Origin of the sequence: Pseudomonas sp. GX19020 (assembly GCF_023371075.1) — a bacterium.
Classification (GTDB): Bacteria; Pseudomonadota; Alphaproteobacteria; order Rhodobacterales; family Rhodobacteraceae; genus Pseudogemmobacter.
Genome location: NZ_JAMCCR010000026.1, coordinates 1 through 12392 on the forward strand (window position 1 = coordinate 1; position 12392 = coordinate 12392).

Annotated in this window: 11 protein-coding genes; 5 read left to right on the plus strand and 6 right to left on the minus strand. The window is 62.9% G+C overall.

Annotated features, from left to right (window positions below):
- The 4 genes from M3484_RS22720 to M3484_RS22735 all read left to right on the plus strand — a co-directional run.
- Positions 1–1065 (plus strand): AAA family ATPase (locus tag M3484_RS22720; RefSeq protein WP_249499377.1); only part of this gene is annotated, 1065 nt, incomplete at its 5' end.
- Positions 1066–1068: 3 nt separating this feature from the next.
- Positions 1069–2886 (plus strand): TniQ family protein, encoded by a 1818-nt coding sequence (locus tag M3484_RS22725; protein ID WP_249499378.1) that lies wholly within the window; start codon positions 1069–1071, stop codon positions 2884–2886.
- A gap of 531 nt (positions 2887–3417) precedes the next feature.
- Positions 3418–4503, plus strand: a complete 1086-nt coding sequence (locus M3484_RS22730) for an AAA family ATPase (protein ID WP_249499379.1) — start codon at positions 3418–3420, stop codon at positions 4501–4503.
- Positions 4504–4520: 17 nt separating this feature from the next.
- The gene (locus M3484_RS22735) at positions 4521–4769 is read left to right on the plus strand and encodes a DUF6634 family protein (RefSeq protein ID WP_249499380.1); all 249 of its coding nucleotides are present in this window, start codon (positions 4521–4523) and stop codon (positions 4767–4769) included.
- 2 nt (positions 4770–4771) lie between these two features.
- On the opposite strand, the gene prpB is transcribed toward M3484_RS22735, so the two are convergent.
- The 4 genes from prpB to M3484_RS22755 are packed head-to-tail and all read right to left on the minus strand — an operon-like array spanning position 4772 to position 8760.
- Complete coding sequence (gene prpB, locus M3484_RS22740) at positions 4772–5674, minus strand: methylisocitrate lyase (RefSeq protein WP_249499381.1); 903 nt, start codon at positions 5672–5674, stop codon at positions 4772–4774.
- Between the two features lie 3 nt (positions 5675–5677).
- Positions 5678–6847, minus strand: coding sequence for a bifunctional 2-methylcitrate synthase/citrate synthase (gene prpC / locus M3484_RS22745; protein WP_249499382.1), 1170 nt, complete (start codon positions 6845–6847; stop codon positions 5678–5680).
- Between the two features lie 10 nt (positions 6848–6857).
- Positions 6858–8366, minus strand: a complete 1509-nt coding sequence (locus M3484_RS22750; RefSeq protein ID WP_249499383.1) for an MmgE/PrpD family protein — start codon at positions 8364–8366, stop codon at positions 6858–6860.
- 13 nt (positions 8367–8379) lie between these two features.
- A complete protein-coding gene (locus M3484_RS22755; protein ID WP_092902502.1) occupies positions 8380–8760 on the minus strand; it encodes an acyl-CoA thioesterase in 381 nt (126 codons plus the stop codon).
- A gap of 117 nt (positions 8761–8877) precedes the next feature.
- Here M3484_RS22755 and M3484_RS22760 point away from each other — a divergent pair, with 117 nt between their 5' ends.
- Positions 8878–10269 carry a short-chain fatty acyl-CoA regulator family protein gene (locus M3484_RS22760; protein ID WP_249499384.1) on the plus strand — a complete coding sequence of 464 codons (1392 nt, stop codon included), beginning with the start codon at positions 8878–8880 and terminating at the stop codon, positions 10267–10269.
- A 339-nt stretch (positions 10270–10608) separates the two neighbouring features.
- On the opposite strand, the gene M3484_RS22765 is transcribed toward M3484_RS22760, so the two are convergent.
- Together M3484_RS22765 and M3484_RS22770 are read right to left on the minus strand one after the other, a co-directional pair.
- A complete protein-coding gene (locus M3484_RS22765) occupies positions 10609–11592 on the minus strand; it encodes a zinc-binding dehydrogenase (protein WP_249499385.1) in 984 nt (327 codons plus the stop codon).
- A gap of 31 nt (positions 11593–11623) precedes the next feature.
- Positions 11624–12382, minus strand: coding sequence for an SDR family NAD(P)-dependent oxidoreductase (locus M3484_RS22770; RefSeq protein WP_092902508.1), 759 nt, complete (start codon positions 12380–12382; stop codon positions 11624–11626).
- Between the last annotated feature and the right edge of the window lie 10 nt (positions 12383–12392).

A 12392-nucleotide genomic window follows, 5' to 3' on the forward strand; every position in this document is an offset into this window, starting at 1 on the left:
CCAAAAAACGCGCGGCCAAATCCAAATTCAGCACCACCGTTCAGAAAAAGGACTGAAGCGATGAACGCACATAACTCCGCGGCCTTGGCCGTATCCCGGAAAGTCGCCTCTCTTCGTGCCCTTCATGTGGAAACCGAGCGTGACCTCATGGTCCGCGATCACCTCGGACGCCTGCTTCAACGTGATGACATGGGAGAGTTTACCCCGCATCCTGTCCGTTTTACCGCGAAGTTGGAGAGCCGCGGTCTGATCCTGATCGAACCGGCCGGCGGTGGGAAAACCACGGCCATCCAGCGGGTCCTGGAGACCTTCCCCGCCCTCGGCATCAACCCGGATACGGGCGCTCCGCGTGCCATCCGGATGGAGGTGCGGAGCCCCGCGACCCAGCGTTCCATCGCGCAATCTCTCCTGCGGGAGTTGGGCCTGATGAGGGTGAACTCGAGGGCAACCGTCTCGGACCTCTTCGACCTGATCCGCAATCAGATCGTGGTCAATGGGACCACCCTGATCTGGATCGACGAGGCGCATGACCTGTTCATGTCCCGTTCCTCCCGTGAGATCGATGACATGCTCAAGATGATCAAAGGCCTGATGAAGGGAGACAGCGCGGTCATCGTGATCCTGAGCGGGACCGAGCGCCTCGCCGAACTCACCAGCTACGATCCCCAGGTGAGCCGCCGGTTCACGAAAATCATTCCGTCCGATCTGGAAATCGGTGTCGACAACGCCGGGCTTGCGGAGATGATTTCCGGCTACTGCGATGCGGTAGGCATGACGTTTGACCCCGCTGATAGCCTGGTGAGCCGGCTCATTCACGGCAGCCGCAAACGCTTCGGCCGGGCCGTAGAAACCGTGATCAACGCGATCGAGCAGGCGCTGATGGCCGATGAAGTCGTGCTTGATCGCCATCATTTTGCGGATGCCTGGGGCATGCAGGAAGGATGCGCTTACGACCAGAACGTATTCGTGGCCCCCGACTGGAGCAGCATCGAGCTCGATAAGAGTGCAGAAGGCTTTGAAGATGCCCGCACCGTGCGGCAGCGTCGCCAGCTGGAGAAGGACTGACCCATGGCGTTGCTTCCCTTCGTTCCTCCTCACGCGGATGAAAACCTTGTTTCCTGGGCGGCGCGCTCCGCCCAGATTCAGTGTGGCATGACGCTTGATCGGGTGCTTAGCATCGCGACAATCAGTCGGGCCCGGCTGCACCTGCTTTACGGGCGCGAAGAGTCGGCAAGGCTCATCGAAACCTTCGGGGGTGACACGACCAACATCGGAAGCATCGGCATCTTTCGTGCCGGGGACGGGAAGGTGAAGCTTCGGAACGAGGTTTTCCTTGCCGCACTTCTTCGCACCCGGCAATCCGCCTACTGCCCTCATTGCCTGTCGGAGGACCGGGACGCCCCTTATGGCAGAATGATCTGGCGTTTTCGGCCAGCGCTCCGCTGCAGCCGGCATCGGGTGCGGCTGGTGCTGGGACGCGCCGCCGACGCGCTTGAAGCCCTCGTTCCGGACGTTGCCTATCCCTCCCCGGACCGCCTTGCAGATGCGGCCCAGGCGGCCAAGGTGGCGCCGGTCTCGATGATGCAGGACTATCTGGAAGACCGGATTGGCGGGAAGGCAGAGGCGTGCTGGGCCGACGCGCTTCGGCTGGATCAGGTGGTCAAAACTGCCGAGGTCCTGGGCCTTTCCGAATGTCAGGACCATGATCACGATTCCAATATCCAGAGCGATGACCTGATCGAGGATGCACGCGAGCGGGGCTTTCAGGCGATGCGGGGTGGGGAGTCTACAATCATCCCCGTGCTCGAGGGTATCTTGCGCAATGCTCCCAAAACGCAACGCAGGGAAACGCCGCTCAGCGTGCTCGGACCAGTATATTTTCGGGTAAAGCGGGATCCGGACTTCGGGCCATTCCGGCCACTCCTCCGGCGTTTCATCCTTGACACCCTCCCGGTCGCACCCGGCACCGATCTGCTGGGAAAGGTGGTTCAGGTCCGCCGGCGGCACAGCCTCAAATCCCTCTCTGCGGCGACCGGCGCTACGCAGGCCACACTCAGAAACCTGTTCTCCCATTTCGACGCGGGACGAGACAGTGGCCATCCCGACTGGACCGGCATCTCTTGCGACAGCAGCAAGGGGGAAGCGGCAGCAAAGGCGATGATGGAAACCATTCCGGCCAAGGCAATCTCCGCGCATATCGGTTGCGATGAGACGACCGTTCGCGCAATCGTCGCGGCGGGCCTCGTTGAGCACCTTGGCGACAACCTAGACGTTTACGGCAATAGGCATACCGCACTGATGCATCGCGTCACCCTGGCATCGGTGAATGGTTTAATGAATGCACTGACCGACACCGCCACACGTATCGCGGTAAAGCCGCACGCGGGCTTCAGCAGTTTCAGCTCCGCGGCAAAACATCTCCACTGGCAGGTGGATCGCATTATCCGGCTCGCACTTTCCGGAAAGGTCGAGGTTTTTCAGCATCTGGACCGCACCGATTTCGACGGTTTGCTTGTCGACGAGCACCAGATTCTTTGCCTTCTTCAGGACGCTCCCTTGGCCACCTACCTGACCAAGGAGCAGGCCGGAATCGAACTGGAAGTGAATATCGTGACGGTCGAAAATCTCATGCGCATCGCCGACCGGAATGGCATGCCGATCATCCGGCGTCTGACTCCGCTCAGCGGTAAATTGCGGTATCGGCACCTGGTCTCCAAAGCGGATTTTGATCGCTTCCGGAAAAGCCATATCTCCATCGGGCGCCTGGCCAGAGAGGCCGGTGCAACGACCGACGAAATTGCCCAGAACCTGAGTGCCCGCGGGGTCGAACCGATCCCCTGCAACGCGACCTCTGAGAATCGCGTCTATCGGATGGCAGACCTGTAGCCCTTCCAGCTTTCACTGCTCTTCAGCCGCCCTTTGGGGCGGCTTTTTTATTGCCTCAATGGGCAAATTTCGATGGCAGCTAATGGCCAGACAGAATGGCAGAGGGGGGTGGCGAGGCGGCTATAGCCTCATTGAATCTAAATGATAATTTTTGGATTGATGGCACTCAATTGCTAGATCTTACAATTGTTGTTATGACGGCCAAAAAGACGCCACTTTCGGCGTTTTGGCGACCACTTTGTGGACATATAACTTCCACTTTCCGAGCGCCTCCAACGTATACTAATAATATCAATATCTTACACTGATCACCCTCTTGGCGCTTTCTAGCGCCTTCGAGTTCGGCGTGTGTGGCCAGCTTGCCAGCCCGTCGGCTTGACTCAATCGAGAACATTACGGCAACACTGGATGCACAGAAACCGGCCGCCGCGACCTCATCGCCAAGTCGGACCCCATGACATCCATCCGAGACCATCCGGAAAGCGTCCGCTTTTCGCACCGGTCCCCTCATGCCGCGAGGTTGCCAAAGCCATGACCAGGATACCCATGCTCGGCGTCAGACTGTTCGATCCGGATCAGACAGCCGACGTCCTCCGCCAACGCTTCTTGACGCATCTCGCGACGCTCCGGGCCGCCAAGGATCCGGAGCTGGCCGGAAAGCCTTTGCACCCGGTTATCCTCAAGTCTCTGGTGGGCGATCTGACCTTCGACGAGACCGAGAAGGTCGGTCGCCGCGCCCTGCGCCTTGTGAACGCGCGCAACCAGAGCCGGGAAGATGGCCACCTGAAGAACGATGATCGCCGCGCGCTGCTGCCGTTGGCCGAGGGAGTCAATCTGATCTCCATCCCCAGCGAACACCGCGCGGATGAGATCGCATCGGAACTGCACACGGACATGCCCTGGATGGGCCCGGCCAACGAACGGGTCTGGCGGGTCATGCGCAGCTCCGTCCGTGAGGGCTGGATGGGCTTCCGCCTGCCGCCCATGCTGCTAGACGGCCCGCCAGGGATCGGCAAGAGCCATTGGGCCCGAAAGCTCGGCGAGCTGATCGCCGCCCCTGTCATGGTCATGGATGCGGGCAATGAGAATGCCAGCTTCGGCCTGGTTGGATCGCAGCGCGGCTGGGGCGGCGCAGAGCCGGGTCGGCTGGTCAGGTGTGTCATGAGGGCGAGGATCGCGAACCCCATTGTCGTGGTCGACGAGATCGAGAAGGCCGGGACCGCAACCTCGACACGGGGTCAGGCCTACGGGCTGCCGGAGGCCATGCTTCCCCTTATGGAGCCGCTGACCGCACGGCGCTGGATCTGTCCCTATTATCAGGTGCCGTTCGACATGAGCTGGGTCGGCTGGATCCTGACCTCCAACACCGCCGCCCTGCTCCCGGAGCCCCTTCTGAGCCGATGCCCACCGGTCCATTTGCGTCATCTCAGCGCGCATGAGCTCGCCGCCTTTGTGCGCCGTGACGGCGGGAGGCGGGACCTGTCCGAGACGGCGATTGAGGCCATGGCGGAGGTGCTGACGCACCCTTCTCTACGGGATCATCGCCCCAGTCTCAGGATCGCGGCCCGCATGCTGCAGCGCGCCGCCGACCTGGAAAACGCACCGCTCCTGCACTGAACCGTTCAGAGGATTATATGATGAAACTCTCCCCGGAACTCCGCCTGTCCTTCGACGGGCTTCTCCTTGCCATCGCCGCCGCCGAGATGGGTCCGTCGCCGGCGGACCTGGCTGCGGCGCCCGTCATCGACCTGTGTTGCCCGCTCATGTTCGGCCCCCGGACCGTTGTGCTCTGGGGCCTCGTCTCCGGCCATCCGGAGATCGACAGGGATTACACCACCACCTCGGCGCTGATCGCACTCGACCGCGAGCGGGGCTGCGAATGAGATCAGGGTACGACCGAACGCGCGATGCTCGCATCCAGCGCTTCAAACGCGTTGAGACCGATGGTTTCGTATAATTCGGTCCGGGTCTGCATCTCGGGGATCAACGCCGTGGTGGCACCATCGCGGGCGAGCGCGGCGTAAAGTTTCGCCTGCGCCTTGTTCGCAACCCGCAGCGAAGAGACCGGCCAGATCACCATATCATAGCCGAGATCCTGAAACTCCTGTGCGGTCAGCGCGGGGGTGCGGCCGAACTCGGTCATGTTTGCCAGCAGTTTGACGCCGGGCAGTGCAGCACGGACCTCTTTGAACATCTCAACACTGGTGAGTGCCTCGGGGAAGATCGCGTCAGCTCCGGCTTCAACATAGAGCTTCGCGCGGGCCACAGTTCCTTCGATCCCTTCCGAGGCTGCGGCATCGGTGCGCGCGATGATCACCAGATCACGGCGCGAGCGGGCGGCGGCGGCAACCTTAGCCGCCATGTCCCGGGCACCCGCCAGCTTCTTGTCGTTCAGATGGCCGCATTTCTTGGGCAAGAGCTGGTCTTCCAGATGCACCGCCCCGGCCCCGGCCTCTTCGAATGTTCGGACCATGTGCATGACGTTCAGCGCTTCGCCATAGCCGGTATCGCCATCGACCAGCAGCGGCAGCCCCGAGGCCCGCGCGATCTGGCGGATGAAAAAGGCCACCTCATCGACGGTGATGATGCCGAGATCCGGCAGGCCCATGCTGGCGGTCATCGCGGCACCCGACAGGTAAAGCGCTTCAAACCCGGCCGCCCTGGCCTGCAGCGCGGCCTGGCCGTTATGCGCGCCGGGCAGGCGCAGGATGCCAGGGCGCGACAAGGCCGCGCGGAAGCGCTGCCCTGCCGGGGCAAACGGCAGATCGTCGGCGACAAGATAGGGCATAGCTCAGGCCTCCGAAGGCGGGGCGAGAAGCCCGCGTTTCTCGATAGGGGTAAAGGCGCGGTCGTCGGGGCCAATGTAATGGGCCGAGGGGCGGATGATCTTGTTGTCCTGCCGCTGTTCGACCACATGCGCACCCCAGCCGGAGGTGCGCGAGATCACAAAGATCGGCGTGAACATCGTGGTCGGCACGCTGAGGAGATGGTAGGAAACGGCGGAGTACCAGTCGAGGTTCGGGAACATCCGCTTCTCGTCCATCATCACCGTCTCGATCCGCTCGGCGATGTCGAACATTTTGGGGCTGCCCGCCGCGTCCGAGAGCTGTTTCGCCACCCGCCTGATCACCACATTGCGCGGATCGGCGATGGTATAGACCGGGTGGCCAAAGCCGATGATGACCTCTTTGCGCTCCATCCTTGCGCGGATGTCGGCCTCGGCCTCATCGGGGGTGTTGTAGCGCTTCTGAATTTCAAAGGCGACTTCGTTGGCGCCGCCATGCTTCGGCCCCCGCAAAGCACCGATGGCGCCGGCAATTGCAGAATAGACATCCGAACCGGTGCCCGCGATGGTACGGGCGGTAAAGGTCGAGGCATTGAACTCGTGCTCGGCATAGAGGTTCAGCGTGGTCTGCAGCGCGCGTATCTCGACTTCGCTGGGCGCAATACCGTGCAACAGATGCAGAAAATGCCCGGCGATGGTGTCGTCTTCGGTCTCGACTTCGATACGACGGCCATTCTGGGCAAAGTGGTGCCAGTAAAGCAGCATCGAACCCTGTGCCGCCATCAGCCGGTCGATGATATCCCGCGCGCCGGGGGTATTGTGGTCATGCGCCTCAGGGAGCACGCAGCCAAGCGCCGAGACGCCCGAGCGCAGCACATCCATCGGATGGGCGGCGGCCGGGATCGCCTCCAATGTCTCGCGCACGGCTTTCGGAAGGCCCCTGAGGGCCTTCAGTTTCGCTTTATAGGCCCGCAATTCGGGCGCGGTCGGCAATGTGCCATGCACCAGAAGATGAGCGACCTCCTCAAAGGTGCAGGCCTCGGCCAGATCGAGGATGTCATAGCCCCGATAATGCAGGTCATTGCCTGACTGGCCGACCGAACACAGCGCGGTATTCCCGGCCACCACGCCCGAAAGCGCGACGGATTTCTTGGGTTTCAGAACAGTGCCGCTCATCGTTCCCTCCTCATTTCCAGTCGAAGACGCCGCTCGGGCGGGGTGGGCCAAGGCGATCCGCACCGACGGTGAAGTTCAGCGCTGCGAGCTCGCCCGCTTTCAGGCTTTCCAGCGCCTCGACCGCTTGCAGGAAGCGGGTTTGCTCCGCGGTGGCGATGATGCCGTCCGAGAGGGTCAGGAATTTTTTGACGTAATTCTCTCGGATAAAGGGACGCGCCCCATCGGGATGGGCATCGGCCAGCGCCAGCTCATCGGTGATCACGCGACCGTCTTTCAGTTTCACCTCGACGCGGCCGCCGAAGGCTTTCGTCTTCGGGTCCTGCGCGTGGTAGCGGCGGGTCCATTCCGGGTCTTCGGTGGTCGAGATCTTGTGCCACAGAGCCACGGTCCCGGGCAGGTTCGCGCGCTGCGGCGCGTAGGACTTCTCGTGGTGCCAGCCGCCGTCTTCGAGCGCGACCGCGAAGATATACATGATCGAATGGTCCAGCGTCTCGCGGCTGGCCTTCGGGTCCATCTTCTGCGGGTCATTCGCGCCGGTGCCGATCACGTAATGCGTGTGATGGCTGGTATGGATCACGATGCTGTCGATCTGGCTCAGATCGCCGATCTGCGGCCGCATGCGACGGGCAAGGTCGATCAGCGCCTGGCTCTGATACTCCGCTGAATGCTCCTTGGTATAGGTGTCGAGGATCGCACGTTTGGCCTCTCCCTTACCCGGCAACGGCACCTGATAGCGGGCGTTCGGGCCGGACAGCAGATAGGCGATAAAGCCGTCCTCGCCTTCCCATGCCGGGCTCGGCGCGCCCTCGCCGCGCATCACGCGATCAACGGCTTCGATCGCCATCTTGCCGGCAAAGCTGGGGGCAAAGGCCTTCCAGCTGGAGATTTCGCCCTTGCGCGACTGGCGGGTGGTGGTGGTGACATGCAGCGCCTGCTGCACGGCCTGATAGATCGTCTCGGTGGGCAGATTCAAAAGCGTGCCGATCCCGGCGGCGGCTGACGGCCCGAGATGAGCGATATGGTCGATCTTGTGCTCATGCAGGCAGATGCCGCGCACGAGGTTCACCTGGATCTCATAGCCGGTGGCCAGGCCCCGGATCAGTTCCGCGCCGGACTTTCCGGTATGCTGGGCCACGGCCAGGATCGGCGGGATATTATCGCCCGGATGCGAGTAATCGGCGGCAAGGAAAGTGTCGTGGAAATCCAGCTCCCGCACCGCCGTACCATTGACCCAGGCGGCCCATTCCGGGCTGACGCGATCATTCGTGAGACCGAAGACCGTGGCTCCCGGTTTCATCGGATGGCAGAGCGCCTGTGCCCGGGCCGAGGCCACCGGACGGCGCGCGACCGAGGCTGCCGCCACGGCGGCATTGTCGATGATCCGGTTGATGATCATCTCGGTGACCTGGGGCAGCACCGCAACCGGATCGGCGGCGACTTCGGCGATTTTCCAGGCCAGCTGATCTTCACGCGGCAGATGTTCGGCGGATTTCCAGGTCCGCAGGTCGTGGGTGATCATGTCTCTTCCCTTTTCATGAAACTTCCGGGCCGACCGGCCGGGGGCGACCGCCCTCATCGACGGCAACCATCTCAAATGCACCTGAAAGCGCGATCCGCTCTCGCGCGCCGCCGATGCTGCGGGCGGTGCCCTGCACCTCGACCGTCATCGAGGACCGTCCGGTGCGGCTGACACGGGCGACCAGTTCCAGCATCTCGCCCACAGTGATCGGTGTCGTGAAATTCACCCGTTCGGACCGCGCCATGACCACAGCAGTGCCGGCGTGGCGTGTGGCCGCGATGAAAGCCGCCTTTGCCAGGAGTGCCAGCGCATTGCCGCCGAACAGCGTCCCGTAATGGTTCGCCTGTTCGGGAAAGATCATCTCGATCATTCGGGTCTCGGATTCGGCAGACATGGCAAGGCCTTTACAAGATTGGCAAGGGTACCTTCACACGGGCGGCAACAGCAGATAAACTACTGAAAATGCGACGATCTGCGAATAAATAGTCTGCGAATTGCGAAGGTTGCGAAGATGAGCAAGACCTATCTCGGCGTCCGCTTGCGGCGCCTGCGCGAAGAACGCGGCCTGACCCAGGCCGCCCTTGCCCGCGCGCTGGAGATCAGCCCGAGCTATCTGAACCAGATCGAGCAGAATGCGCGGCCGCTGACCGTGCCGGTCCTTTTGAAGCTGAACGCGGTCTTTGGACTGGATGTGCAGCTCTTCTCGGATGAGGGCGCGGCGCGGCTGATCACCGATCTGCGGGCGGCACTGGCCGATCAGGGCGCGGGCATCGCGCTGGCCGAACTGCGCGAGCTGGCCGCCAATATGCCCGAGGTCGCGCGCTCAATTGTCGCCATGCAGGCCCGGCTGCGCGAAACCACCGAACGCGCCGATCTCTTTGCGGGCCAGATCACCGGGGGGCCGGCCCATTCTCCCGCCGCCTTCGAGGCGGTCCGCGACTGGTTCTATGAGCGGCGCAACCACGTGGCAGAACTGGACATGGCGGCCGAGGCCATCGGTGATACTCTGCCGGCAGGCCGGATGGCAGCCGGTCTGACCGACAGGCTCGCCGGGCGGCACGGGATCCGTATCGCGCAAAGCGCGGGCGATGCGCTGCGCCACTATGATCCGGCCGGGCGCATCCTGTCGCTTGCCGCCCATCTTGACCCGGGCCAGGTTGCTTTTCAGATCGCAACGCAGCTCGCTTTTCTGGAGCAAGGCGAGGCTATCGCCCGGCTGTCCGATGACCCGAAACTCGGGCCAGAGGCGCGCAGCCTGCTGCAAATAGGGCTGGCCAACTATTTTGCCGGGGCCCTGATCCTGCCCTATCGCGCCTTCCTCGCCACTGCTGAGGCGACCCGCTACGACATCGATCTGATCGCGCGCCGTTTCGGCGTTGGGTTCGAAACGACCTGCCATCGCCTCTCCACCCTGCAGCGGCCGGACGCGCGGGGGGTCCCCTTCTTCTTCATCCGCGTCGACCGCGCCGGAAACATCTCGAAACGTCAGTCTGCGACCGATTTCCACTTCTCCCGCATCGGCGGGTCATGTCCGCTCTGGAACATTTACGAAGCCTTTGCCCGCCCGGGCGAGATCATCCGGCAGGTGGCGCAGATGCCCGACGGGCGAAGCTATTTGTGGATCGCAAGGCAGGTGCAAAGCGGCCAGGGCGGTTTCGGCGCACCGGCCAAAACCTTCGCAGTGGCCCTTGGCTGCGACCTGACCCACGCGGAACGTCTGGTCTATGCTAATGGATTAGATCTGAAAAACCCGGACATGGCCGCAAAGATCGGTCCGGGCTGCAAAGTCTGCGAGCGCTCTGCCTGCCCGCAAAGGGCGTTTCCAATGGTCGGCCGTGCGCTCGGCGCCAGCACAACCGAGGCCCGCTTCGCACCCTATTCCGGGACCGGCCAACCGCATTAAAACAGCGGTCGGCCTGCAGTCCGTCACAACCCGTCTGCCCATAGTTGAGGCAATATGGGGATGCGTTATGCGGCTTGCGTGAGAGCCACGACCTCAGGCCGCCGCAGCGCTCGACCGGCCGCCGGCCCTGAGATCCGGCGGGTTCATCCCTGCCAATGCGATGCCGTCAGCGGGAAGAGCACGCCGCCACTCACCGGCAGAACGAACGGTCCGCCAAAGACCCTGCGCTCCGATGGCAGCAACGGCAGCCTGGGCTTCACGACGGCCCCAGCACAGCCGCAGAGACGCAAAGCAGGGTAACTGTTGCACCGCGACACAGGTTCGTGCTGTGACACGCCCTCAGAGCAAAACCACCTGCTTGCCGGGCAGGATGCCCTGCCGAACCTCTGCAAGCACGTTCGGCAGTGTGGAAAATCCGGATACGCTTATCGGAGACAGCTCCAGGCAACCCTGCTCAACCATGCTGAAAAGCCGGGCTCCGGCCTGCCGCAACAGCCGCAGATCCTCGCGGCATCCATGCAGGTGGATGCTGTTCAGCGCCACTTCGTGCAGGGACAAAGCGGTAGAAAACGCAGGCATAGGCGCGCTTTCCTGCCTGTCCTGGATGCAGATCAGGTGGCCGTTATAGCCGATCAGCGGTGCCAGTATGCGGGCATGAGCACCACTGACCGTATCGAAAGCCGCGTAAAGACGGCGCGGGCCGAGGGCGGTCGTCAGCTGCTGCTGCCAGTCCGGATCATGATAGTCGAAAACCCCGCTGACCCCGAGCGACAGCAATGCCGGATGATGCGAGGCCGAGGCAGTTGCCCAGACACGCCAGCCTGCCATCAGGGCAAGCTGACAAAGGATCAGCCCGACCGCGCCGCCACCACCACAGACCAGCACATCGCGCGCTCCGGTGCCGGGCAGTTTTTCCAGGGCCTGCCAGGCTGTCAGACCCGGACAGGGCAATGCGGCGGCCATCGCGTCATCCACGCCCGGCGGGACTGCCATAAGGGCATCCGCGCGGATCACTATATGGCTGGCAAAGCTGCCATCCCGCCCCAGGGCCTGATGATAAGCGTAACGCATGCCTGTCGGCAGCCTCACCCCTGCCCCGGCGGCAAGCAGGATGCCACAGCCATCGACCCCCGGAATATGTCCCGGGCGCCAGAGCGGATGCCCCCATTCGATCATCTTCCAGTCGACCGGGTTCAGCCCGATCGACCGGTTTTGCAGCAAAACCTCGCCGGGCCCGGGAACGGGCAGTGCACGGCTTTCCTGCTTCAGCCCCATGGGCTGACCCTGGCTCTGCCATGTCCAGGCAATCATTTCATCCGCCATCACCCTCTCCCCCGCAAAGCCCGCCCGGCTGTCAGAACCCGCCGCTCACGAAACCGCCATCAACCGCGATCTCGGTGCCGGTGACATAGGCCGCCGCCGGAGCAGCGAGAAACAAAGCGGCCCCGATGATATCTTCAGCCCTGCCCCAGCGTTTGATGGCGCAACGGTGCAGAATGCGCCCGGTCAGACCGGCATCCTCTTGCAGGCCGGTTGTCATATCGGTCGCGATATATCCCGGCGTGACCGCGTTCACACGGATTCCCTCGGCGGCAAAAGCATGGGCGAGATGGCGGGTCAGCCCCAGAACGCCCGCCTTGCTCGCACCATAGGCCGGCACCGCCGTATCGGTCAGATAGCTGAGCATCGAGGCCGTGTTAATGATCGAGCCGCCCTGGCGTGCCAGCAGGGGGCGTGCCGCCATGCTCAGCCCCATGACACTGTTGAGGTTTACTTCCATGACTTCGAGGAAGGTGTCGGTTTCATATTCCTTGTCGGGCCGCGCAATCCCGGCGGCATTGACCAGAATATCGAGACGGCTGAACCCGTCGAAAGCGCTCTCCACCGCTTTGCGGTCCGTCACATCGAGGCGGGCGAAGCGCATCCCTGCGACGGGCGGCGTGGCATTCAGCCGCCCGATCTTGGCCGCAGAACTGCCCATAGCGACGACCTCGGCGCCGAGGCGGGCAAAGGCCTCAGCGATGGCGAGGCCAATGCCACTGGTGCCGCCGGAAACGCAGACCGTCTGGCCGGCAAAAAGATCGGGGGCAAAGGATGCAAGCGGGGTGGTCATCTCAGCGGGT